21 protein-coding genes are annotated in these 24,878 nt (G+C 60.5%); 10 read left to right on the top strand and 11 right to left on the bottom strand.

Annotated elements, in window-relative coordinates:
- Nucleotide 1: 1 nt before the first annotated feature.
- The 9 genes from ACA071_RS29130 to ACA071_RS29170 all read right to left on the bottom strand — a co-directional run bounded on the left by ACA071_RS29130 (nt 2) and on the right by ACA071_RS29170 (nt 14,965).
- Entirely contained in the window at nt 2-1,870 is a 1,869-nt protein-coding gene (locus ACA071_RS29130) for a c-type cytochrome (protein WP_497642186.1), read from the bottom strand.
- A 123-nt stretch (nt 1,871-1,993) separates the two neighbouring features.
- Nucleotides 1,994-5,446, bottom strand: a complete 3,453-nt coding sequence (locus ACA071_RS29135; protein WP_497642187.1) for an alpha/beta fold hydrolase — start codon at nt 5,444-5,446, stop codon at nt 1,994-1,996.
- Between the two features lie 994 nt (nt 5,447-6,440).
- A complete protein-coding gene (locus ACA071_RS29140; RefSeq protein WP_497642188.1) occupies nt 6,441-7,007 on the bottom strand; it encodes a GNAT family N-acetyltransferase in 567 nt (188 codons plus the stop codon).
- Nucleotides 7,008-7,117: 110 nt separating this feature from the next.
- Nucleotides 7,118-7,888 carry an electron transfer flavoprotein subunit beta gene (gene etfB / locus ACA071_RS29145; RefSeq protein WP_497642189.1) on the bottom strand — a complete coding sequence of 257 codons (771 nt, stop codon included), beginning with the start codon at nt 7,886-7,888 and terminating at the stop codon, nt 7,118-7,120.
- Between the two features lie 15 nt (nt 7,889-7,903).
- Nucleotides 7,904-9,124, bottom strand: coding sequence for an electron transfer flavoprotein subunit alpha (gene etfA, locus ACA071_RS29150; RefSeq protein ID WP_497642190.1), 1,221 nt, complete (start codon nt 9,122-9,124; stop codon nt 7,904-7,906).
- A complete protein-coding gene (dgcB, locus tag ACA071_RS29155; RefSeq protein WP_497642191.1) occupies nt 9,124-11,073 on the bottom strand; it encodes a dimethylglycine demethylation protein DgcB in 1,950 nt (649 codons plus the stop codon). The genes etfA and dgcB overlap by 1 nt, the downstream gene beginning before the upstream one ends.
- Before the next feature lie 145 nt (nt 11,074-11,218).
- Nucleotides 11,219-13,279, bottom strand: a complete 2,061-nt coding sequence (gene dgcA, locus ACA071_RS29160; RefSeq protein ID WP_133835677.1) for a dimethylglycine demethylation protein DgcA — start codon at nt 13,277-13,279, stop codon at nt 11,219-11,221.
- Nucleotides 13,280-13,294: 15 nt separating this feature from the next.
- Nucleotides 13,295-13,825: a DUF5943 domain-containing protein gene (locus tag ACA071_RS29165; RefSeq protein ID WP_007907543.1), complete on the bottom strand. Its 531-nt coding sequence runs from the start codon at nt 13,823-13,825 to the stop codon at nt 13,295-13,297.
- Nucleotides 13,826-13,987: 162 nt separating this feature from the next.
- Complete coding sequence (locus ACA071_RS29170; protein WP_201198385.1) at nt 13,988-14,965, bottom strand: dipeptidase; 978 nt, start codon at nt 14,963-14,965, stop codon at nt 13,988-13,990.
- Nucleotides 14,966-15,196: 231 nt separating this feature from the next.
- On the opposite strand from ACA071_RS29170, the gene ACA071_RS29175 reads away from it, so the two are divergent.
- From ACA071_RS29175 to ACA071_RS29190, 4 genes are all read left to right on the top strand, one after another.
- Nucleotides 15,197-15,598, top strand: a complete 402-nt coding sequence (locus ACA071_RS29175) for a lysozyme inhibitor LprI family protein (RefSeq protein WP_497642192.1) — start codon at nt 15,197-15,199, stop codon at nt 15,596-15,598.
- 212 nt (nt 15,599-15,810) lie between these two features.
- The gene (locus tag ACA071_RS29180) at nt 15,811-16,065 is read left to right on the top strand and encodes a type II toxin-antitoxin system RelE family toxin (protein ID WP_497642193.1); all 255 of its coding nucleotides are present in this window, start codon (nt 15,811-15,813) and stop codon (nt 16,063-16,065) included.
- Nucleotides 16,049-16,372 carry a helix-turn-helix domain-containing protein gene (locus tag ACA071_RS29185; protein ID WP_497642194.1) on the top strand — a complete coding sequence of 108 codons (324 nt, stop codon included), beginning with the start codon at nt 16,049-16,051 and terminating at the stop codon, nt 16,370-16,372. Before ACA071_RS29180 ends, ACA071_RS29185 begins: the two co-directional genes overlap by 17 nt.
- Nucleotides 16,373-16,404: 32 nt before the next feature.
- Nucleotides 16,405-16,821 (top strand): DUF3010 family protein, encoded by a 417-nt coding sequence (locus ACA071_RS29190; protein ID WP_497642195.1) that lies wholly within the window; start codon nt 16,405-16,407, stop codon nt 16,819-16,821.
- A gap of 121 nt (nt 16,822-16,942) precedes the next feature.
- On the opposite strand, the gene ACA071_RS29195 is transcribed toward ACA071_RS29190, so the two are convergent.
- The gene (locus ACA071_RS29195; protein WP_497645399.1) at nt 16,943-17,887 is read right to left on the bottom strand and encodes a GlxA family transcriptional regulator; all 945 of its coding nucleotides are present in this window, start codon (nt 17,885-17,887) and stop codon (nt 16,943-16,945) included.
- Between the two features lie 210 nt (nt 17,888-18,097).
- On the opposite strand from ACA071_RS29195, the gene choX reads away from it, so the two are divergent.
- The 6 genes from choX to ACA071_RS29225 all read left to right on the top strand — a co-directional run bounded on the left by choX (nt 18,098) and on the right by ACA071_RS29225 (nt 23,523).
- Entirely contained in the window at nt 18,098-19,042 is a 945-nt protein-coding gene (gene choX, locus ACA071_RS29200; protein WP_497642196.1) for a choline ABC transporter substrate-binding protein, read from the top strand.
- A gap of 76 nt (nt 19,043-19,118) precedes the next feature.
- A complete protein-coding gene (cdhC, locus tag ACA071_RS29205; protein ID WP_497642197.1) occupies nt 19,119-20,006 on the top strand; it encodes a 3-dehydrocarnitine:acetyl-CoA trimethylamine transferase CdhC in 888 nt (295 codons plus the stop codon).
- A 129-nt stretch (nt 20,007-20,135) separates the two neighbouring features.
- Nucleotides 20,136-21,101, top strand: coding sequence for an L-carnitine dehydrogenase (locus ACA071_RS29210; RefSeq protein WP_497642198.1), 966 nt, complete (start codon nt 20,136-20,138; stop codon nt 21,099-21,101).
- A 141-nt stretch (nt 21,102-21,242) separates the two neighbouring features.
- Nucleotides 21,243-21,719, top strand: a complete 477-nt coding sequence (locus ACA071_RS29215) for a thioesterase family protein (protein WP_497642199.1) — start codon at nt 21,243-21,245, stop codon at nt 21,717-21,719.
- A gap of 13 nt (nt 21,720-21,732) precedes the next feature.
- On the top strand, nt 21,733-22,896 hold the full coding sequence (locus ACA071_RS29220; RefSeq protein ID WP_497642200.1) for a gamma-butyrobetaine dioxygenase: 1,164 nt from the start codon (nt 21,733-21,735) through the stop codon (nt 22,894-22,896).
- 369 nt (nt 22,897-23,265) lie between these two features.
- Nucleotides 23,266-23,523 carry a hypothetical protein gene (locus ACA071_RS29225; protein ID WP_123513210.1) on the top strand — a complete coding sequence of 86 codons (258 nt, stop codon included), beginning with the start codon at nt 23,266-23,268 and terminating at the stop codon, nt 23,521-23,523.
- A 124-nt stretch (nt 23,524-23,647) separates the two neighbouring features.
- Here the strand turns inward: ACA071_RS29225 and gbdR are convergent, their stop codons facing one another.
- Nucleotides 23,648-24,751 carry a choline metabolism transcriptional regulator GbdR gene (gene gbdR / locus ACA071_RS29230; RefSeq protein WP_427630388.1) on the bottom strand — a complete coding sequence of 368 codons (1,104 nt, stop codon included), beginning with the start codon at nt 24,749-24,751 and terminating at the stop codon, nt 23,648-23,650.
- Nucleotides 24,752-24,878 lie beyond the last annotated feature (127 nt).

Raw genomic sequence — 24,878 nt, forward strand, 5'->3', positions numbered from 1 at the left:
ATCACAGGGTTTTCATGAATTCGATGAGCGCCCGTTTATCGATGTCCGACAGCTGCGTGCCATACAGGTGGCCGCTGTTGTGGTTGCCTTCCAATCGCGTGTCGTATTTGAAATCCGCCGAAGCTTTCGCCTGGGCGCCGCTGGTGACGAAGCCGACCTTCTCCTGGTCGTAGACGTCGGAACCGGTGAAGAACACCTGCGGCCGCTGTTCCGGTGGTTGCAGCAAATCCCACAGCGTCGGCACTGAACCGTTGTGTAGATAAGGCGCGCGCATCCAGACGCCGTCGGTCGGGGTGTTGCTGTAGCTCTGGGTCTTGCGATAGGCGTTGAAGTCAAACGGCGGTTTTTTGAAGCCGTGGAACGCGCTCACTAGACCGGTGGTGAACGAGTCCAGCCGATGGGGATCGGTGCCCAGTTCTTCGATATTGGTGGTGACCTGCCCGGTGTCGGTACGGCCGAACTCATGGCAACCGGCGCAGTTCTTGTCCCAGACCGGTTTGCCTTGGGCGACCTTGGCCTGATCCAGCGCCCACGGCCAAGCCGGCGGTTTGGTACCGAGCAGCCAGTTGGTCACGCGATTGAAGCTTTCGGGCAGCACCGATTCCGGCGTGGCGCCCACGGCCATCGCCGCCGCGTAGTTGCGTTCGTGGATGTCGTTGTTGTTGCCGTCCCAGTGCAGGTACAGCGATTCCCGGGGTTTCTGGTTCCAGACTTGCGGCAGGTCGACGGTGCCGATGGTCGAGTCATCCGGGAAGCCGAACACCACCATTTTGGTCGGGTTGAAGGTGTCGGTGCGCCCCGGCCCTTGTGGTGGACGCAGCTTCTGCCAGGCGTAGGCCTGTTTCTGTTTCAGCAGCGCGCTCTTGGCCATCGGGATGATCAGGTAGCGGTTGTAAATTCGCTCGAAAAAGCCGAGCTGGAACTTGCTGTTGATCGCGGTCATCACCGCGTCGGTGGTGAATTTTGGGTCGCTGGCGCAATCGTAGGCGAACCACTGGAAAGCTTGCAGTTGCAGGGTGTTGGCCGGCGCGGTGGCCACCGGAGTAGCGATTTCGCCGGCATTGGCGCGGTAGGAACCGGTGTGACACAGGGCGCAATTCGGTTCGACCGTCGGGTAGCCGATCTGCCGCTTGGCCATGCCAATGGGCAGGTCCTTGCCGTTTTCGTAGAGGAAACCGAAGACTTCATAACCGCCGGGTTTCGGCAGTTTCTCCGGGCACATCTGCGGCAGCACGGCGAACAGGTAATAGGGGATGCGCGCTTCGATGCCAAGGCCGATGGCGGCGTATTTGTAGTGATCTTCGTCGGAAGCGTATTTCTCCGCTGGCACCACTCGCAGCATCTGGTACCAGGTTTCGTAGCCGATAAACCCGAGCAGCAGCACCACGATCAGCGTCCCGACCTTGAAGCCGTGGCTTTGCCAACGCAGCGCCCAACCCGCGCGCCATTCCCGCCAGCCGTCGCAGAGCAACGCCAACGGCCGATTAGCCGGCGTGGTGCCGAGGTACAGCAGGATCCCGAGGATCAGAAACATGCTCAGATCGCCGAGAAACATCGGCACGAACACCGTGGCCTGGTTGCTGGTGTTGATCAGGTAGATCCAGAACGCCACGGCGATCAGCCGCGACAGCACGCACAACCAGGAATGCACCACGAACCGTGGCGCGTTGAACCCAGACGGCATGTAGAACACGCTGATGCCCACCAGCAACATGCCGGCGTTTTCCAGCCAGGGATCGGAGAGTTGCGGCGGCAGGCCGAGCATCGACGTCAGCAGCGCCGGGGCGAACAGGGCTGGCAGCGCGAAGAACATGTTCATCACGATGCCTAGCCAGATAAAGCGTTGAAACCAGCGGATGTAACTGTCCATTTTTTATCCCCAGATCGTTCCCACGCTCTGCGTGGGAATGCCGCCATGGACGCTCCGCGTCCGCTCTTGTGACGCAGAGCGTCACGGGATGCATTCCCACGCAGAGCGTGGGAACGATCGGTGCTAGCCGACAGCTGTCTTCTCCAGGTGTTGCAGGATGATCGGGTACACGTCGACCACCGCGTCCTTGCCGAACATGCAGTCGATATGGCCGTAACCCGGCACCACTTGCCGGCTGTAACGTTCCGGCCCGTGGACTTTGCACACCCGCTCATAGGTCTTGAGCGTGCTTTCCGGCAGGTAGCACTGGTTGTCCGCGCCGCTGATAAAGCAGATCGGCATGCTCAGCCGGTCGAAGTGCGACATGTAGACGTCTTCACCCTTGAAGTTCACCAGATGCCCTTTGCGTACGATCAGCGCCAAGTGCTCGAAGGTCTGCATGTTCGACTCACCGAACAGTTCGTGCAGGTTGTCGTGCAGGGTTTCATTGAGGGTGTCGTGGCGGTACAGCGACGCGTACATGAAGGTGATGCGGTGACACACCGGGTTGGTGCAATAGCCCTGGGCTTCAATCCGCGCGTAGCCGTTGAGGGCTTTGTCGTAGAGTTTGTTGAACCAGTTCTCCTTGTTATCGGCGTAAGCCGTGAGGGATTTGACCCCGATGGCATCGAGCATCCCCGGCAGGTGCAAACCGGCCTTGAGCCCGGTGGCCGTGGCCACGACCGTATCCGCGGCAATCTGCGAGCAAACCACCGACCGCACGCCTTGCAACCCGGCCAGCAGCGACATGAAGAACGTCGTCGCGCCGTAGCAATGCACCACGCACTGCACGTCCTTCGCCTGGGTCGCCTGCCGGATTTGCTGGATGGCGGCCTTGAAGTCGTACTCGGCGATCTGGTCGCCATTCCATTCCTTCTTGCTCGCCGGCAGCAGGATGCTCACCCGCAAATCCAGGAGCCAGACGTCGTACTCGTGCTTGCACAGGAATTCCAGCAGGTTGGTCTGGATGGTGTCAGTGGAGAAAATATTCGAGCCCACGCCCAACCCATGCACCAGCATCACCGGCCCTTTGCTGCCGCCCTGATAACGGGTCAGGCGCAGTTCGACGTTGTCCTCGGTCTGGAAGAAATGCACGCTCGGGGTTGGCGCATCCAGCGGCCGTTTCAGCCGTGGCGGCGCGTCAGGGTTGAAGTAGATGTCGCCGGCAAACACCCCGCCGTAACTCTCCCACAGGATGCCGGCGAAGAACTTGCCAAACCGCGCCAGGCCTTCAATGCGCTCGCGCTCGTTGCGGGCGTTGAGCACTTTCATGGTGGTCATTTGCTTGGCGAAGTCGGTTGGATGGATGTGCATGACGCCGGAACCGAGCACCGCGCCGGACTTGTCCGGCCCGTTATACAGCGTGACGTAGAGGGTGCTGGTGTCGTGCCAGATGTTCAGCACGCCATTGTCTTCGGGCACGGTTTTGAAGGCGCTGAAGAAATAGTCGTGGCCGTCCTCGGCGGTCAGTTTCATGTCGTATTTCATGTGGCGCACGCCGACCTGTTCCTCGAACTGCTCGAACAGGTTGAACACGCCGTTGCTGGCGGTTAGCGGTTGCGGCGACAGGCCTGGCGCGTTCAATGTGCCGACCAGGGTCGCGGCGTGCTCCGGTTCCTTGATCATGCGATTGAGGTCGTTGGCGGTGATGGTCAGGGTGAACTCGATCGGTGAGTTTTCCGATTCGCCGCGCTTGGCCGCTGTTTCATACAACGGCAGATCGGTGCCCTGAGGCAGGGTGAAGTCCTTGGAGAAGTAGCCTTTCATGGTTTCGGTGAACTGCACGCCGAGGGTCGGCGGCGCCACTTGTTTGCGCGGTGCCGAGGGCAGCGTGTAGTCGATCTGCCAACCGCGATCCGCCGCCAGCAGGCCCATGTTGCGTTCGCTCACCGCCGAGATGGTCAGCAGCGGATTGACCGCCAACGAGGTCGGGATCACCGCACCGTCGGTCACGTACAAACCGGCGTACACGTCAGTGCCAGTCGCACCGCAGAATACCTGGCCCTTGTGGTTGACCACGCCCTGCCCCGCGTCTTCGCCCATGACGCAGCCGCCCAAGGGGTGGACCGAGACGATGCTGTGCTTGAGCAGTTTGGTCCAGATCGGGTTCTCGACCCAGATCCCGCCCAGCGCCTTGGTGCTCAGGTGCAGGCGCTCGTTGCCGAGTTTGACGTTCTCTTGCTCGCCGACGCCCGGCCAATCGATGCGCAGCTGATCCTTGCTGTCGAGCACCATCCGGCCCTTGCCGTCGTCGTGGCTCATGATCAGGTACGTCTGCATGTTGTGCAGCGCGCCGTAATACGGGCCACGCAGGAAGCTTTCGGCTTCGCGCTCCTTGTATTTCAGCTTGCCGGTGAAGCTGTCGTCGGTGGCCACGCCGATCAACTCGGCGAACCCGGCCATGCTCGGCACCATCGGCCGGCCGAGGGCGCCGGGGATCGAGCCTTCTTCGATGACCATGCGGCTGCGCCAGTCGCCTTCGGTGCGCATGTCGATAATCGAGGTGATGCACGGGCCGACCGGGTGCAACTCCTTGGCCGGGTGCGCGCCGAACCCGATGCCGTTGATCGCTTGTTCGCAGTTGTGGCCAAAGCCGAGGATGTCGCCATTGCCGCTCATGTTTTCGCCGAGCTGGTTGGAGGTCGACAGGCCTTTGTCCCGGGAGCGCAGGAGGATTTCGGTGGAACCCAAGGTGCCGGCGGAAACGACCACGATGTCGGCTTTGACGAACAGCGTCGGCGCCGAGAACTTCTCGCGGCCGCTGTCCAGGTACTGGAAGTGCACGATCCAGCCATCGCCGTCGCGCTCCAGGTGCCGCACCTCGGCCTGGCAGAATATCTCCGCGCCATGGTTGCAGGCGTCCGGCAGATAGTTCATCAGCGTGGTGTTCTTGGCCTTGTTGTTACAGCCAGAAACGCAGTCGCCACAGTTGTTGCAAGGCAGTTGCTCGACGCCGACGTGGTTGAGGTTGCTCGGCAGTTTGTCGAAGGTCACGTTGATCGGCGGCCGGTAAAAATGCGTGCCTTGCTTGAGGTAATCCGCTGACTTTTTGTTGGCTTCGAGCTTTGGCAGCACCGGTGAGGTGCTGGGATACGGCATCGGTTTGAGCATCTCCCGGGCCCGGGCGTAACCGTCCTCGAGCAAAGTGTCGCGATGTTCACGCACCGCCAGCGGCCAGCGCGGGTCGTCGAACACACCGGGTTCCGGTTCCAGAGCGACGTTGGCGTTGATCAGCGAGGTGCCGCCCAAGCCACAGCCGACCACCACGTTCTGCTGGGCGTTGACGTGCAGGTCGAACAACCCGGTGCGGGAACCGATGTGGCCGTCCGGGTCATGTACCTGCAATTCCTCGGTGGCCGCGATCATGGTGTTCGGGTACTCGCCAGGCTGCATCTCCCGCCCGCGCTCCAGCAGGCACACCCGCTTGCCGGCCCGGGACAGACGCGAAGCCGCGATCCCGCCGCCATAGCCGGAGCCGATGACGATCACGTCGTAATGTTCCTTGATGTCACTGATGGGCGTAGCGATCCGGGTCATGGTTGTTTTCCTCTCAGGCTGATGGGGCAACTCTGCGGTTGCCTGCGATCAATGGACGAACGAACACCTGGCCACCGGGCGAACCCGGCGGCAGCAAGCTGTGTCAGTGCAAAGGTCTGGCGCTATAGACGCGCACGCTGATTGGCGGCCCGGCGATGGGTTCGCTTGCGCAGCGAAGTCGCGGCGGCCGGGACGCAGGTCGTGCAGGGAATGGGGTGCGAGCGGTGGGGCTGGCTATCCATCACGCGTTCTCCCTGAACCAGATGTGGATAAGTGACGGCTGTCCTTGGTAACTGGTGAGTGAAGACACGCGACAGTTTGAAGTCAAGGAAGTGCCTTAGAACTGTACGAAATCTGATCTATCGCGTTCGGCCCTATGCGTGGCGTGGCTTGCAGGGTTTAGCGAACAAGTTATCCACACCTTCGCCCACAGCAAATGGGGACAAGTGTTGGATTTCTGGGAAATCTCTCGACAAATAGTGAAGAAAAACCGTGACTTATCCAGAAGCACGGTTCTGAACGGCAATTGGTTGTTTTTTGATCGAAAGCTTACAGAGCACGTTTTACATGGCTTACAGAGGATGGCGAACACCTTATCCACAGAAGCGCCAACAGACTTTGGGGGCAACTTTGGCTGTTCTGTGGAAAACCTGCGCAAAGCTTGATAAATCGGGGTTTGTGGTAAATTTTTCGTCTTAAAACGGTGATTTGGTTGTTATTTGATCAGACGCCTGAAAGACCCGGTTTATATGGTCTGTGGCGGACAGCGAACATCTTATCCACAGAAGCGCCAACAGAGATTGGGGGCAAGTATTGGCCCGTGGGCAAACTTATCCTCGGGAAAAAGCCCGAAAAAACCGTGGGTTAGGTTGGTTGTTTTTTGTACGAAGGGTTGTAGGGCCTGATTTGTATGGTGTGTAGCGAGGGGCGAACATGTTATCCACAGAAGTGATAACAGGGATTGTGGGTAACCTTCGGTTTTATGTATGGCCCCTCACGGGCGGTACATCAGATAGGCCTCCCCCGTTACCCGAATCATCGGATGCGGCGTGATCTGGCAGGTGTCGACGATACGAAAGCCATGCCGTTGATAGAACCGGCAGGCACCGGTATTGGCCGCGTAGTCGATCAGGCTCAAGCCGTTGAGCCCCAGCTGATTGGCGCGGTCGTAGGCATAGGCGAGAAACTGTTGGCCCAAACCCTGATTGCGCCAGCCTTCGTGCAGCGCCAGGCTCGAAATATAGAGTGTTTCGGGGATTTCCATCGTGGCATACGGCGCCAGAACTGGATCGGTAACCGGCGTGGCCAACGGATCGTGACGCATCACGTAGCTGTGCAACATGCCGATGACTTCGCCCTCTGCCTGCGCGATCAGGCAGTTCTGGTAGGAGAAATCGACGTCTTCACGGGCGTAGCGACTGGCGCCGACCTCCAGTAGATCCTGGCCGGGCCGGGCCAATTGGCTCCAGATGTAATCAGCCGCGCCTTCCGATGAAATCTGAAACAAGCGAGCAATCTCCCGCGCATCCGCGCGCAGGGCCGAACGAAATTCAACGGGCATTACGTTCTCCGACAGGATGATGGCGAGCGTGCTTACGCTCTGTGTTTCAGGCAGACAAAGAGGGACGCGGAGCGTCCCGGGCGGCATTCCCACGCAGAGCGTGGGAACAATCAGCGGACGACGCCTTCTTCGATCAGCAATTTGAGGATGGCTTCCGCCCCCGCTTGCGCGGTCACGCCTTTGAGCACTTGCCCGCCGCCACCACTGGCCTTGGCCGTCGCGGCTTTCATGCGGTCGGCGCCGCTCTTGGCCTTGATCACTTTCAAGCGTTTAGGCCGTGGCTTGGCCGGTTGCAGGGTCGCAACCGCCAGCAATTCATCGTCGATGACTTCAACTTCATCGGCCTGCAACACCCCACGCCGGGCGGGGCCGTAGGCGCTCTGCCGGGGTTTTGGTGCAGCGTTATCCACAGTCGCCAGAAACGGCAGCCGCACTTTCAAGCGACGACGCTGACCGCGCGGCAAGGCTTGCAACACCAGGGCCGAGTTGCCGTCGATGGATTCGACCTGAGCCAAGCCCACCACCAGCGGCCAGCCGAGGCTTTCGGCCAGCAAAAACGGCAGCATGCCCGAACCTTCACCGGTTTCTGCCTGGCTGCCGGTCAACACGACTTGGGCCCCGGCATCACGCAAATAGGCGGTCAACGCCGGCAGCGCATCGGCGCCTACCGGTTGTTCCAGCACATGCAGTTGTTCCAGGCCCATGCCCAGATAGGCACGCAGCGCCGGTTCCGCGACGTCGCCAGCATGCAGCACTTGCAGGTTATCCCCAGCCAGTTGCAGGCCCAGTTCCACGGCGCGCGCATCCTGCTCGGCGCGGCGTGGCCGGCCGGAGGTGGGGTGGGCGCCGATGGACACCAGGCTGATGACTTTTGTACTCATGACCCTTTCCTTCCCTTAAGCCGCATCGCGCTTGGCGTCGTTGCGATAAACCGCTATCGCATCGATCAAGGCTTGAAGAATCTCGGCGCTCTCGCCGATCACCGACAGGTCGGCCCGTTTGATCATGTCGCAGCCAGGGTCGAGGTTGATCGCCACCACTTTGTCGCAGGCGCCGATGCCTTGCAGGTGCTGGATCGCCCCGGAAATCCCCACGGCCACGTAGACCCTTGCGGTGACCCAGGTGCCCGAGGCGCCGACCTGACGATCACGAGCCATGAAGCCATCGTCCACCGCCACCCGCGACGCACCTTCGGTCGCGCCCAACGCCTCGGCCGTCCTGTGGAAAAGCCCCCAATCCTTGACCCCGTTGCCGCCGGAGAAGATGAACTCGGCTTCGGCCATGGGAATCGCCGCCGGATCCACCGCTACCGCACCCAAATCTTCGATGCGCGACAAACTGCGCACGACGGCTGTGGATAACTCCACCGGCAAGGCTTCGTGTCGGGTTTCACTGACGGGTTCGGCGCATTCGACGGCGGCCAGAATCAAGCGTGCAACCGGGCGCGCAAGGTCTTGCAGGCCAGCACCGGCGCGGCCGATGCACTCCTGATCCTTGACCTGCCAGACCCGCGTGGCCGGGCGCTCGCCCAGCGCCGCAGCAAAGCGTCGACCGAGTTCGCCACCACCGCTGCGGCTGTCCGGCAGCAACCAGTGACGCGGGTTGAACTGGTTATCCACAGCCCGCAGGCCCTGGACTCGTTGTTCCGGTGCATAACCGTTGAATTCTTCGCCATCCAATACCAGCAAGCGGTCGACGCCAGCGGTGGCGAAAGCGTTTTCTTTGTGTTCGCCGAAGACCACCGCCAGCACCGCGCCATCCTTGCCGGCCAACTGATGAGCGAGACCGAGCAAATCGCGGTCGTGGCTGCTCAAGCGGCCACCGACCATGTCCGGCACCACGCTGATGTAGAACGCCGGTGCCGGCACTTGATGCAGCGGCAATTGCACTTCAACGGCGGCCGAACGTTTGCTCGCCCCGCCCTGCTGCACGCCACTGCGGTCGATGCGCTTGATGCCGTTGGGGCCGATAAAACCGATGCCATGCAGGTTCTTGCGGATGATGCCGTTCGGTCCCATCCAGCTGTGTTGCGCCGGTTGCATCGCCGCGTGCAGCGGGTGCAAACGGTTACGGGCAATCCATTCGGCGCGGGGGTCGCGGCGGATAATGTCGCTCATCAGTGGGCCTCCGCAGGTTCACGTTTGGCCGGGGTAGTCGGCTTGCTTGGTGCGGCGTCTTCGAGCAACGCGTCCGCCACCAGTTCGGCGATGTCCTTGATCAGCGGACGGGGTTCGACCACGCCTTCGAGCATCGCGGTGCATTGCGGGCAGCCCACGGCCACCAGTTCGGCACCGGTCTCGCGGATGTCGTCCATGCGCATGTCGGGGATCCGTTGCTTGCCCGGAATGTCGGTGATCGGCGCGCCGCCACCGCCGCCGCAGCAGCGCGAGCGGAAACCGGAGCGTTGCATTTCCTTCACTTCAATCCCGAGGGCGCGCAGCACTTCACGCGGCGCCTCGTATTCGCCGTTGTAGCGACCGAGGTAGCACGGGTCGTGATAGGTCACGCTGCTGCCTTTGTGCTGGCCGAGGTTCAGCGCACCTGCGCCGATGATCTCGGCCATGTAGGTGCTGTGGTGCTGCACGAGGTAGTGGCCGTCGAAGGCGCCGTACTCGTTTTTCAGCACGTGGAAGCTGTGCGGGTCGCAGGTAACGATGCGGTTGAAGCTGTATTTGGCCAAGGTCTGGATGTTGCGTTTGGCCAACAACTGGAAGGTTGCTTCGTCGCCCAGACGTCGGGCCACGTCACCGCTGTCGCGCTCTTCGAGACCGAGCACCGCGAAATCAACCTTGGCCGCTTTCAGCACTTTGACGAACGCGCGCAAGGTGCGCTGGTTGCGCATGTCGAACGCACCGTCGCCGACCCAGAACAGCACGTCGACGGACTTCTTCTCGCTCACCAGATTGAGGTTCAAATCCGCCGCCCAGTTCATCCGCCCGCCCGGCGCAAAGCCGCCTGGATTGTCGGTGGCGATCAAGTTTTCGAGGACTTCGGCGCCCTTGTTCGGGGTCGCTCCTAGTTCCAGAGTCAGATGGCGGCGCATGTCGACGATGGCATCGACGTGCTCGATCATCATCGGGCATTCCTCGACGCAGGCGCGGCAGGTGGTGCAGGACCACAAGGTTTCGGCGTCCACCAGACCGTTGACGATCGGTTGATGCGGATTACCGGCGTGTTCGCCAATCGCCTTGCCTGGATACGGGCTGCCGGCGAACTTGGCGTCGGTGCCACCAGCGAGGCCGACCACCATGTCTTGAATGAGTTTTTTCGGGTTCAGCGGCTGGCCGGCAGCGAAGGCCGGGCACGCGGCTTCGCATTTACCGCACTGCACGCAGGCGTCGAAGCCGAGCAGTTGGTTCCAGGTGAAATCCTTGGGTTTTTCCACGCCCAATGGCGCGGTCGGGTCGTTCAGGTCCAGTGGTTTCAAACCGGTGGAACGGCCACCACCAAAACGTTCGGCGCGACGGTGCCAGGCCAGGTGCAGGGCACCGGCGAAGGCGTGCTTCATCGGCCCGCCCCAGGTCATGCCGTAGAACAACTCGCTGACGCCCCACAACACGCCGACCCCGAGGATCGCCGCCACCACCCAACCGCCTAAGTTTTCCGGGAGGATGCCGGCGACCGGCAGGGTCAACAGGAAGAAACTCGCGGAGAACGCCAACAGGCTTTTGGGCAAACGCATCCATGGCCCTTTGGACAGGCGAGCCGGTGGGTTACGACGACGCAGGAACATGAAAATCGCACCGACGAACATCACCGCCGAGGCGATCAACAGGGCGAAACCGAGAATGCGACTGTGCAGGCCAAAACCGTGAACCAGAATCGCCAGCACGATAGACGCCACCGCACCGCCCGCCGTGGCCACGTGGGTATTGGCGATGTATTTGTCCCGCGCGACGACATGGTGCAAATCGACCATGTAACGCTTGGGCATGGCCAGCAGGCCGCCGATCAGGTCGACCTTCGAGGCCCGGCCCCGGCGCCACATATTCATCCGCCGCAACGCGCCCAGGACAGCCAGGCCCAGGGCAGCGAACAACAGGATTGGAAGAAGGGTGTTCAACATGTGGAGCTCCCACGGGACTCATTGATCGTTCCCACGCTCTGCGTGGGAATGCCTCACCGGACGCTCTGCGTCCGCTTGCGAATGTGACGCGGAGCGTCACGGGCTGCATTCCCACGCGGAGCGTGGGAACGATCAGCTCAGCGACTTAGAAATCCTTGCACAACCGCAACGCGTCGTAGATCGCCGCGTGGGTGTTGCGCTGGGCCACGCAGTCGCCGATGCGGAACAGCAAGTAGCCGTCGCCCGCCTGGCTCAGCGATGGCTGCGGCTTGATCGCGAACAAGGCTTCGATGTCCATCTGGCCCTTGTTGCGCGACGCTTCCTTCAGCGCGTAATAGATTTCTTCGTCCGGACGCACGCCGTTTTCGACGACGACCTGGTCCACCACCCGCTCCTCTTTGGCGCCGGTGTATTCGTTTTCCAGCACCGCCACCAACTTGTCGCCTTCGCGGTAGACCTTCTCCAGCATCATGTCGCCGGTCATGATCACTTCTTTCGGGTACATGCTGCGGTAGTACGTCGGGAACGATGTGCCGCCAATCGCCACGCCTGGCTTGATGTCGTCGGTGACGATCTCGACCTGGCTGCCCTTGTCGGCGAGGAAGTCGGCAGTCGACATCCCGGTGAACTCGCAAATGGTGTCGTAGACCAGCACGTTTTTGCCCGGCGCCACTTTGCCGTCAAGGATGTCCCAGCTGCTGACCACCAGGCCTTCAGCCGCGCCCCAGTGTTCGTTCTGCTCCAGGAATGGATGGCCGCCGACGGCGAGCACCACCACGTCCGGACGCAGGTCGAGAATGGTCGCCGCATCGGCCGCCACGCCCAGGCGCAGGTCGACTTTCAAACGCGCCAGTTCCAGTTGGAACCAGCGAGTGATACCGGCGATCTGGTCTCGTTGCGGGGCTTTCGACGCGGTGGTGATCTGCCCACCGATAAATTCTTTCTTCTCGAACAGGGTCACGTCGTGGCCACGTTCGGCGGAGACGCGAGCCGCTTCCATCCCGGCAGGACCGGCACCAACCACCACGACTTTGCGTTTCACACCGGTCGATTTCTCGATGATGTGCGGCACGCCCATGTATTCACGGGAGGTCGCGGCGTTCTGGATGCACAGCACGTCCAGGCCCTGGTACTGACGGTCGATGCAGTAGTTGGCGCCGACGCATTGTTTGATCTGGTCGACCTGGCCCATTTTGATCTTGGCGATCAGGTGCGGGTCGGCGATGTGGGCGCGGGTCATACCGACCATGTCCACGTAGCCGCCTTCCAGGATGCGGGTCGCCTGGTTCGGGTCCTTGATGTTCTGCGCGTGCAGCACCGGGGCCTTGACCACTTCCTTGATACCGGCCGCCAAGTGCAGGAATGGCTCCGGTGGATAACTCATGTTCGGGATAACGTTGGCCAGGGTGTTGTGGGTATCGCAACCCGAGCCGACCACGCCGATGAAGTCGATCATGCCGGTGTCATCGTAGTACTTGGCGATCTGCTTCATGTCTTCGTGGGACAAACCGTCCGGGTGGAATTCATCACCGCACAGACGGATGCCGACGCAGAAATCCGGTCCGACTTCAGCCCGCACAGCCTTCAGCACTTCCAGGCCGAAACGCATGCGGTTTTCGAAGCTGCCGCCCCATTCGTCGGTACGCTTGTTGACCCGTGGGCTCCAGAACTGGTCGATCATGTGCTGGTGCACCGCCGACAGTTCAACGCCGTCCAGGCCACCGGCCTTGGCGCGGCCCGCCGCGGTGGCGTAGTTGCCGATCACCCGCCAGATTTCTTCCGGCTCGATGGTTTTGCAGGTCGCACGGTGCACCGGTTCACGGATGCCCGACGGCGATAGCAGGGTTGGCCAATGCTCGCCATCCCAACGGGAACGACGGCCCATGTGGGTAATCTGGATCATGATCTTGGCGCCATGCTTGTGCATGGCATCGGCCAGGTTCTGGAAGTGCGGAATGATCCGGTCGTCGGCCAGGTTGACCGATTTCCACCAGCCTTGCGGGCTGTCGATGGCCACACTGGAGGAGCCGCCGCAAATCGCCAGGCCGATCCCGCCCTTGGCTTTCTCTTCGTAATACTTGACGTACCGGTCGGTGGTCATGCCGCCGTCGGTGGCATAGACCTCGGCGTGCGCGGTGCTGAGCACGCGGTTGCGGATGGTCAGTTTGCCGATCTGGATCGGCTGGAACATTGCTTCGAAAGCCATGGCGGGTTCCTCGACTTACAACGGCTTGACGGTGAACAAACCGTCGTCGTGGCCTTCTTCGGAGCCACCGTAGACTTGCTCGGCAACGGTGCGGATGCTGCTGCCGCGAGCCTGCAGAATCTGATCCATCGCGCCGGCAAACCAACCGGTGAACATGTAGTCGACCTTGCGCCCGACCTTGCCGTACACGTAGACGAACGCGGAGTGTTCGAGCTTGACGCTGGCGGTGCCTTTATCGAGGTCGATGTCCTGGATCTTGAACAGGCCCCAGCCTCGTTGCGACAAGCGCTTCATGTAGTGCTCGAACACCGCGACGCCTTCCAGGCCGTGGCATTCAGCTTCTTTTTCACACCAGTGCCAGGCGGATTTGTAGCCGGCCTTGTAGAGGATTTCGGCGTAAGCGTCGGCGCCCAGTACTTCCTCGATGCCCATGTGGTTGTTGACGAAGAAGTGACGCGGCACGTACAGCATCGGCAGGGCGTCAGAGGTCCAGACACCGGTTTCGCTGTCGACTTCGATTGGCAATTGCGGGGCGATCTTGGCCATGGAAACTTAACTCCAGAAAATTCGTTATGTTGGTGTGCCGTAGCATCCGTAGCAGCTGCCGAGCCTGCGAGGCTGCGTTGGGCTGCGAAGCGGCCCCCGAGGGCGGTCCTGCGGACCGCAACGCAGCCTCGTACCTCGGCAGTGGCTACAAGGGATCGTTATTTATTCGCCCCAGACGTCCTTGAGGACGTTGACCCAGTTCTCGCCCATGATCTTGCGGACCACGCGCTCGGAGTGGCCGCGCTTGAGCAGCGTCTCGGTCAGGTTCGGGAATTCGCCGACGGTGCGGATGCCCAGCGGGTTGATGATCTTGCCGAAGCTGGTCAGACGGCGGGCGTAGCCCTTGTCGTGGGTCAGCATTTCGAAGAAATCCTGGCCGTGACCCTGGGTGAAGTCGGTGCCGATGCCGATGGCGTCTTCGCCGACGATGTTCATGGTGTATTCGATGGCTTCGGCGTAGTCGTCGATGGTCGAATCGATGCCCTTGGCCAGGAACGGCGCGAACATGGTCACGCCGACGAAACCGCCGTGGTCGGCAATGAATTTCAGCTCTTCATCGGACTTGTTGCGCGGGTGCTCTTTGAGACCCGACGGCAGGCAGTGGGAGTAGCACACTGGTTTTTTCGATTCGAGGATGACTTCTTCGGAAGTCTTCGAGCCGACGTGAGACAGGTCGCACATGATGCCGACGCGGTTCATCTCGGCGACGATTTCGCGCCCGAAGCCCGACAGGCCGCCATCACGCTCGTAGCAACCGGTGCCGACGAGGTTCTGGGTGTTGTAGCACATCTGCACCACGCCAACGCCGAGCTGCTTGAAGATCTCGACGTAGCCGAGTTGGTCTTCAAAGGCATGGGCATTCTGGAAACCGAAAATGATCCCTGTCTTGCCCTGCTCCTTGGCCTTGCGGATATCGGCGGTGGTTTTCACCGGGATCACCAGGTCGCTGTTCTCGCGGATCAGCTTCTGGCTCGCGGCGATGTTATTGATCGTGGCCTGGAAGCCTTCCCACACCGACACCGTGCAGTTGGCTGCGGTCAGACCGCCCTTGCGCATGTCTTCAAACAGCTCGCGGTTCCACTTGGCGATAATCAGCCCGTCGATAACGATGCTGTCGGCGTGCAATTCGGCTGGGCTCATCAGGCAGTCCCCTATTAGCGATTCATGCGCCGAATCGTATGCCGGCGCTTTGGGGCCAGCATATGCCTGAGCACCGGGGCAGCCGGGTGCAAAAACGACAGGGGGTTTGCCGAAAGCGTCAATCTGCGACAAAGGGTCGTCGTCGGGCATGATCGCGTAGCTGTTCAAGGGCCTGCGCATGGGCCAGAATTCGGCGCATCACTGGATGCTTACTGGATTTAGGGCGACGCAATGAAATCGATCTTCCTGGCTTTGGCACTGATAGCGAGCGGCGTACAGGCGGCTGAAGAGTCCGACAACAACCCCTGCGATTCGGTCGAAAACGACGTCCAGACCCTGGAATGCTCGGCCTACAGCAGAACCACTGCCGAAGATCTGCTCAAAGAGAACTACCAAGGGCTGAACGAACGCTTGCAAGCGGCCTATAGCAAGAACGCAGCGCAATTGGCCGACATCACCGCCAAACTCAAGGTTGCTCAGCAGCAGTGGCTGAAGACCCGCGACGCCGATTGCGCGGTGGAAGCATTCCCGGCGACGAGCGGTAGCAAGGCGTTCACCATTGCGCAGAATGATTGCGTGGCAAGAATGAGTGATGAACGGTCGGAGTTTTTGGAGTCGATTTCGCAGGAGTAATCCTCAACTCTCCGTAGAAAGCTGGTCGCGGCACCAGCTTTAATCTTCAACAAAGACCTTTCCCACAGACATCTCCGACCAAGCCTACAACTCCCACGCCAATAAGGGCTCAAGCTGTTTTTTCGAGCAACATGCTGACAAATTCCTTTTGTTGGCCATCTGGAAAATATAAGCAAAGATTCGCAAATCTTATAAAAGACTTATATTCTCCTATGAACAGCATTCACTGGACCCGAAAAGCCGCTAAGCAGCTCTTGAAATTGCATTCCGCTCATCAGATCCAGGTTCGTGATGCAATTGCAGCGCTAGCCGGTATGCCTGAGGTAGGCAACGTCAAAGTTCTGGTTGGACATGACTACTCCTATCGACTTCGAGTCGGTCATTACCGAGTCATGTTCGACTGGGATGGAGCGATCAAAGTGGTCAGTATTCAAGAGGTAAAAAAACGTGATGAACACACCTACTGAAATTCAAATTATCAACGACGCTGAGGGCAATCCGGCATTCGTGGTCATTCCTTACGCGCAGTATGTAGCTCAGAAGATTGAGCCCGACTTGATCCCTCATGAAGTGGTCAGTCTTATCGTCGATGGTGCAACACCCATTCGCGCTTGGCGCGAACACCTGAACCTGACTCAGGATGAAGTCGCCAAACGCATGGGCATTTCCCAACCGGCCTTTGCTCAGCAGGAAACCGTGGCTAAGCCTCGCAAGGCTACTCGCGAGAAAATCGCCGCAGCATTTGGCATTAACGCCGATCAGCTTGAGCTGTAAGCTGTACGCCATTCGCCAGTTAAGGGATTCAAATGAAAATCTGCGGCATCGAAATCAAAGGCAGCGAAGCAATCATCGCCGTGGCCTCCCTCGACGGTCAGGCGCTGAGCCACGTCGCCCTGGCCACCAAGAAAATCGCCCTGGACGATGACGACGAGGCCGCGAACGTCAAGGTCTTTGCCGCGCAGGTGGCGTCGTTTGTGCGGGAGAATTCCATTGACCGGATTGCGATCAAGAAGCGCAGCAAGAAGGGTGAGTTTGCCGGTGGGCCGACGACGTTCAAGATCGAGGGGATTTTTCAGCTGCTGGAGAGTTGCGAGGTGACGCTGTTGTCGCCGCAGACGATCAATGCTCAGGCCAAAAAGCACAATTTCGAACTGCCGGGGACGCTGAACAAGTATCAGCACGAAGCGTTTAAAGCGGCCTGCTCCGCGCTGATGAAAAAATAGCGCCCTACACTGATCGTTCCCACGCTCTGCGTGGGAATGCATCCCGTGATGCTCTGTGTCACATCCCGAAGCGGAACGCGGAGCGTCCCTGGCGGCATTCCCACGCAGAGCGTGGGAACGATCATGCCTTGGCGGTGCGTCGATCCTCTCTGGGACACCGCTCAAACCGTGCCCGATAACTGCGAGTGAAATACGACGGCGATTCAAACCCGCACGCAATGCTCACTTCCAGCACGCTCATATCGGTCTGGCGCAACAACTGCCGCGCCTTTTCCAGCCTTAAGCGCAGGTAGAAATTGCTCGGCGTGTCGTTCAGGTGCAGGCGAAACAACCGCTCCAGCTGCCGCCGGGTCACCTTGATCGATTCCGCCAATTCCAGCGTGGTCAGCGGCGGTTCGCTGTGCTGCTCCATCTCCCCAATCACGTGAACCAGTTTCTTGTTGCTGATGCCATAACGCGTGGCGACTTCCATGCGTTGGTGGTCTTTGCGCGGGCGGATGCGCCCGAGTACGAATTGTTCGCTGACCTGGATCGCCAGTTCCGGGCCGTGGGCCTGGCCGATCAGGTCGAGCATCAGGTCGATGGAGGCAGTGCCGCCCGCCGAGGTAATGCGGCGGCGGTCGATCTCGAACAGTTCCTGGGTGACGCTAAGCTGTGGATAAGATTCCTTGAACGCGTCGATGGCTTCCCAGTGCAGGGTCAGGCGATGGCCGTCGAGCAGGCCGGCTTCGGCGAGGACAAAGCTGCCGGTGTCGATGGCGCCGAGGGTCACGCCTTCGTTGTCCAGTCGGCGCAGCCAGTGCTCCAGCGCGGGGGTGGCGAATTTCAGCGGTTCGAAACCGGCCACGACCAATAGCGTCGCACCTTTCTTTAGCGGTTCCAGCGCCGCATCGGCGTTGACCGACATGCCGTTGCTGGCCAATACCGCGCCGCCATCGGCACTCAATACATGCCAGCGATACAGCTCGCCACGAAAGCGATTGGCGACCCGCAGCGGCTCAATGGCCGAGATAAATCCGATGGCCGAGAAACCCGGCATCAACATGAAATAGAAATCCTGGGACATGGAGCGCACTCGACTGGCGGGTAACGTGAGGGCGGGTAGCGTGTGGACGTTGATACGCCACTTGTCGATGGCATTCAAGGGGGCAGGTCGCTGCAGTGCAAGAGCTGGTCGCCGCAGTGCGCTTTAGCGGGGGCATTGGTGCGTAACTTGGTCATCACCGGCGCACGAAGATGTCGGGACCCACAATAACGACCTGCCGAGGAACCCACCATGAAACGACTGATCAGCAGCTGTGTTCTTGCACTCAGCGGTACCGCTTTGTTGAGCGCCAATGTCATGGCCGCCGACCCCGCCGCGTGCCAGAACGTGCGCATGGGCGTGGTGAACTGGACCGACGTGATCGCCACCAGCGCCATGACCCAGGTCCTGCTCGATGGCCTCGGCTACAACACCAAACAAACCAGCGCGTCCCAGCAAATCATCTTCGCCGGGATCCGCGACCAGCGCCTGGACATGTTCCTGGGCTACTGGAACCCGTTGATGACCCAGACCATCACCCCGTTCGTCGATGGCAAGCAGGTCAAAGTGCTTGAATCACCCAGCCTCAAGGATGCACGCGCCACCCTCGCCGTACCGACTTACCTCGCCGACAAGGGCCTGAAAACCTTCGCCGACATCGCCAAGTTCGAAAAAGAACTGGGCGGCAAGATCTACGGCATCGAGCCAGGCTCAGGCGCCAACACCCAGATCAAGGAAATGATTGCCAAGAACCAGTTTGGCCTCGGCAAATTCCAGTTGGTCGAGTCCAGTGAAGCCGGGATGCTCTCGGCGGTGACTCGCGCCACCAAGCGCAACGAAGCCATCGTGTTCTTCGGCTGGGCGCCGCATCCAATGAACGTCAACGTGAAGATGACCTACCTCACCGGGAGCGAAGACGCCCTGGGCCCGAACGAAGGCATGGCCACGGTCTGGACCGTCACCGCACCAAACTACGCGCAGCAATGCCCGAACGTCAGCCGCTTGCTGAGCAACCTGACCTACACCGCCGAAGACGAGAGCCGGATGATGCAGCCGCTGCTGGATCACAAGGACGCCTTCGAATCGGCCAAGCAATGGCTCAAAGATCACCCGCAAGACAAGCAACGCTGGCTCGAAGGTGTGACGACTTTCGATGGTAAACCGGCGGCTGAAAACCTGTCATTGACCAGCAAATAACCCTGAAATAAACCACCGAGTCGCAGCCCTGAATGGGCTGCGTCCGGCTAAATCACGCCTGTAAGGAACCCGCCTAATGAACCACGACGTCATCATCACCTGCGCACTCACCGGTGCTGGCGACACGACCGCCAGAAGCCCACATGTGCCGGTCACCCCGAAACAAATCGCTGCGGCCGCCGTGGAAGCTGCCAAGGCCGGCGCCACGGTGGTCCATTGCCACGTCCGCGACCCCGAAACCGGCAAATTCAGCCGTGACGTCGCGCTGTACCGCGAAGTGATGGAGCGCATCCGCGAGGCGGACGTGGACATCATCGTCAACCTCACCGCCGGCATGGGCGGCGACCTGGAAATCGGCGCGGGCGAGAACCCGATGGAGTTCGGCCCGAACACCGACCTGGTCGGCCCGCTGACCCGCTTGGCGCACGTTGAAGCATTGCTGCCGGAAATCTGCACCCTCGATTGCGGCACCCTGAACTTCGGCGATGGCGACACGATTTACGTTTCGACTCCGGCGCAGCTGCGGGCTGGCGCCAAACGCATTCAAGAGCTGGGCGTTAAGGCCGAGCTGGAAATCTTCGACACCGGTCACCTGTGGTTCGCCAAGCAGATGATCAAGGAAGGCTTGCTCGACAACCCGCTGTTCCAGCTGTGCCTGGGCATCCCGTGGGGCGCGCCGGCTGACACCACCACCATGAAAGCCATGGTCGACAACCTGCCGGCCGACGCAGTCTGGGCCGGGTTTGGCATTGGTCGCATGCAAATGCCGATGGCCGCACAAGCGGTGCTGCTGGGCGGCAACGTGCGGGTCGGACTGGAAGACAATCTGTGGCTGGACAAAGGCGTACTGGCGACCAACGGCCAACTGGTCGAACGCGCCAGCGAAATCCTCAGCCGCCTCGGTGCCCGCGTCATGACGCCGGCTGAAGGTCGGGCAAAAATGGGCCTGACCAAGCGCGGTTAACCGCACACAAAACCTGTGTAGGAGCTGCCGCAGGCTGCGATCTTTTGATCTTGTTTTTAATAATCAAAGTCAAAAGATCGCAGCCGTCGGCAGCTCCTACAGGGTTCACCGAATCTTTAGGAAGTCGCCATGAGCTTTATCACCGAAATCAAAACCTTCGCCGCGCTGGGCAGCGGTGTCATCGGCAGCGGCTGGGTCTCCCGCGCGCTCGCCCATGGCCTCGACGTCGTGGCCTGGGACCCGGCGCCCGGTGCCGAAGCCGCCCTGCGCAAACGCGTCGCCAATGCCTGGGGCGCGCTGGAGAAACAAGGCCTGGCACCCGGCGCATCGCAAGATCGCCTGCGCTTTGTCGCAACCATTGAAGAATGCGTGCGCGACGCGGATTTCATCCAGGAAAGTGCCCCGGAACGCCTGGAACTGAAACTGGAACTGCACGGCAAAATCAGCGCGGCGGCCAAGCCCAATGCACTGATCGGCTCCAGCACCTCGGGGCTGTTGCCGAGCGAGTTCTACGAAGGTTCGACCCACCCGGAACGCTGCGTGGTCGGCCATCCATTCAACCCGGTTTACCTGTTGCCATTGGTGGAAGTGGTCGGCGGCAAAAACACTGCGCCGGAGGCCATTCAAGCGGCGATCAAAGTCTACGAATCCTTGGGCATGCGTCCGCTGCATGTACGCAAGGAAGTGCCGGGCTTCATCGCCGACCGTTTACTCGAAGCGCTGTGGCGTGAGGCGCTGCACTTGGTCAACGACGGCGTGGCGACCACCGGTGAAATCGACGATGCAATTCGCTTTGGCGCGGGCCTGCGCTGGTCGTTCATGGGCACGTTCCTGACCTACACCCTGGCGGGCGGCGATGCCGGGATGCGGCACTTCATGGCGCAGTTCGGGCCGGCGTTGCAGTTGCCGTGGACTTATCTGCCGGCGCCGGAGCTGACCGACAAGTTGATTGACGATGTGGTAGATGGCACGGCTGAGCAATTGGGCACCCACAGCATCTCGGCGCTGGAGCGCTATCGTGATGATTGCTTGCTGGCGGTGCTTGAGGCGGTGAAAACCACCAAAGAGAAGCATGGGATGGCGTTCAGCGAATAACCCTTCTCACTGATCGTTCCCACGCTCTGCGTGGGAATGCCTCAATGGACGCTCTGCGTCCGCTCTTGGGACGCAGAGCGTCCCGGGCTGCATTCCCACGCGGAGCGTGGGAACGATCATCCACCTGCCGGAACCCCAACCATGCCCACCCTCACCACCTACCAAACCAAAATCATCCCCGACTGGGTCGACTACAACGGCCACCTGCGCGATGCCTTCTACCTGCTGATCTTCAGCTACGCCACCGACGCGCTGATGGATCGCTTGGGCATGGACAGCAACAACCGCGAAGCCAGCGGCAATTCGTTGTTCACCCTCGAACTGCACCTCAACTACCTGCACGAAGTGAAGCTCGACGCCGACGTCGAAGTCCATACCCAAATCATCGCCCACGACAGCAAACGCCTGCACCTCTACCACAGCTTGCACCTGGCAGGCGGTGACAAGGAACTGGCTGGCAACGAACAAATGCTGCTGCACGTCGACCTCGCCGGACCGCGCTCCGCACCGTTCAGCGAAGACACCTTGAGCAAGCTACAAGCCATCGTCGTCGAACAAACCGACCTGCCTGCCTCTGACTACGTCGGCCGAGTGATCGCACTGCCCCCAAAAAAATAACAAGGAGATCGCCATGAACACCGCCGCCGCTTTTGCCGACTTCCGCACCTACCCATTGATCAGTGCATTAACCGCCGTGCACACCCTGGCGGACCGCGTTCAAGTGACGTGGGCCGATGGCCGCGTCAGCCCCTTTCATCACCAATGGCTGCGGGACAACTGCCCGTGCCCGTTGTGCGTGTATAGCGTGACCCGCGAGCAAGTACTGGAAATCGTCGATGTCGCGGAAGATCTGACACCCAGTGCCGCGCATCTCGAAGCCGATGGTTGCCTGCGCGTTGACTGGCAGGACGGCCACCTCAGCCGCTTCGATCCGGGCTGGTTGCGCGCCCATGCCTATGACGACGCATCCCGCGCCGAACGGCGGGCCGGCAAACCGAAATCCAGCCTGTGGAACAGCGATTTGCAGTTGCCGGTATTCGACTATCAGGCACTGATAAACGACAACGATTCCTTGCTGCAATGGCTGCTGGCAGTGCGGGATATCGGCCTGACCCAGGTCCGTGGCGTGCCCACCGAACCCGGCTCGTTGAAGCTGATCGCCCAGCGGATTTCCTTCATCCGCGAGAGCAATTTCGGCGTGCTGTTCAACGTGCAATCCAAGGCTGACGCCGACAGCAACGCCTACACTGCCTTCAACCTGCCGCTGCACAGCGACCTGCCAACCCGAGAGTTGCAACCGGGGCTGCAATTCCTGCATTGCCTGATCAATGACGCCGAGGGTGGCGAGAGTATTTTTGTCGACGGTTTTGCCATTGCCGAGGCGTTGCGGGTGGAAAGTCCGGAGTCGTTCCAGGCCTTGTGTGAAATCCCCGTGGAGTTCCGCAACAAGGACCGCCACAGCGACTACCGCTGCCTGGCGCCGATCATCGCACTGGACGCGTTTGGGCAAGTGTCGGAAATCCGCATGGCGAACTTTCTGCGCGGGCCGTTCGATGCGTCGATCGACGACATGCCCAAGCTATATCGGGCGTATCGGCGGTTTATTGCCATGACCCGCGAGGCGCGGTTCCGGGTGATGACGCGGCTCAATCCGGGGGAGTTGTGGTGTTTCGACAATCGCCGCACCCTGCATGCGCGCAACGCCTTCGATCCCGCCACCGGCGCCCGGCATTTCCAAGGGTGTTATGTGGATCGGGATGAGTTGTTGTCGCGGATTTTGGTGTTGCAGCGTTAGACCGGTAAAGATCGCAGCCTTCAGCAGCTGCTACAGGAAACGGCTACATCCGTGATGTCGCGGGTGCACGCAACCCCTGTAGGAGCTGCCGAAGGCTGCGATTTTTTGCGTTTCAACAGGCAAAAAAAAGCCCCGATCAAGCCGTGACAGGATCGGGGCACAAGGTACTGTTGAGGAGCCGTTGCGCGAGGGTGACCAAACCTTCGTGAAGCCAGCTGAATCCAGTGTGCCTACTCCCCTTCCTGGCAAGTTAGCCGAAAACGACCTGTTCATAGGTATCGCGGCCATTGCGACAAATCGTCCTTGCCGCCACTCCCGCCCCCTACCAGAATCGAGCCACGACACCGTTCCCTGAAGAAGGATTGCGTCATGATGCACGCCGATTTGATTGACCAGGAAGACCTGTTGGGCCTGCTGCTGTCGCTGGGTTTCCAAGTGCCGAACGGCTCTACAGCCGAGCAGGCTTGCGAGTGCGCTGTGCGAGGTTTGAACAATGAGCGGGCGATGATCCTGAGAACCATGGTCAAGCAGATGTACACCAGCAGCGCGACCATCCTGCCGGCCGTGCGCCAAGCGATTGATAAGCAGCTACTGCCCGCTCTGGCGGAGTATCAGCAGAAGGCGTAGCGCCTGACAGTGATCGTTCCCACGCTCCGCGTGGGAATGCCTCAACGGACGCTCTGCGTTCGGCCTTTTGGGACGCGCAGCGTCCCGGGCTGCATTCCCACGCAGAGCGTGGGAACGATCTGTGTCAGAGCCTTACGCTGGCAAACGTCGATTCATTACGCGCCTGACTCAACGCCGACAACGGCCCGGACAACGGCGACAGCACCAATGCTTGCGGCAGCGGCATCATCGCCACTTGTTGCGTGGTGTTCGACCCTACGCGCTCGTCGCGCGGCGGAATGCCGAAGTATTCGCGGTAGCACTTGGAGAAGTGCGGCGTGGAGACGAAACCACACACCGATGCCACTTCGATGATCGACATCGGCGTTTGCTTGAGCAACTGCCGGGCGCGGATCAGGCGCAGCTTCAGGTAGTAGCGCGACGGCGAGCAGTGCAGGTATTTCTGGAACAGCCGCTCCAGCTGACGACGGGAAACGGCGACGTACACCGCCAGTTCGTCGAGGTCGATCGGCTCTTCCAGGTTGGCTTCCATCAGCGCGACGATTTCCTGCAACTTTGGCTGGTTGGTACCGAGCATGTGCTTGAGCGGCACGCGCTGGTGATCCTGCTCGTTGCGGATGCGTTCGTAGACGAACATTTCCGAGATCGCCGCCGACAGTTCACGGCCGTGATCGCGGCTGATCAGGTGCAGCATCATGTCCAGCGGAGCGGTGCCGCCGGAACTGGTGAAGCGGTTACGGTCGAGGGTAAACAAGCGAGTGCTCATGGCCACACGCGGGAAAGCTTCCTGCATCGAGGCCAGGCATTCCCAGTGCACGCTGCAATCGAAGCCATCCAGCAAACCAGCGCAGGCCAGGGCCCAACTGCCGGTGCAAACCGCGCCCAGGCGCTTGGACTGACGGGCCTGGCTTTGCAGCCATGACACGTGTTCGCGAGTAACGGTGCGCTGGATGCCGATACCGCCGCAGACAATGATGGTGTCCATGGACGGCGCTTTGTGCATGGAGCAATCGGGGGTGATTTGCAGACCGTCACTGGCCCATACCTGGCCGCCGTCGACGGTGAGGGTGGTCCAGCGATACAGCTCGCGGCCGGACAATTGGTTGGCCATGCGCAGGGGTTCTACTGCGGAGGCCAGAGAAATCAGCGTGAAATTGTCCAGCAGCAGAAAGCCGATGGATTGAGGCGCACGGTTCTGGGGTTGAGCCCCGGAGTTGAACGTCGTCATCGCGGTATCTCCTCACACAAAGCGGGTGATGGCCTCAGGCGGAGGCTCTTGTTATTGCCATCGTTCTCGCGTGGGAGACGGGCTTTGTAATGACAGAGCAATTGCCATGCCTAAAGTTGAATGGTCA

It is taken from the genome of Pseudomonas sp. LBUM1646, from assembly GCF_059716165.1.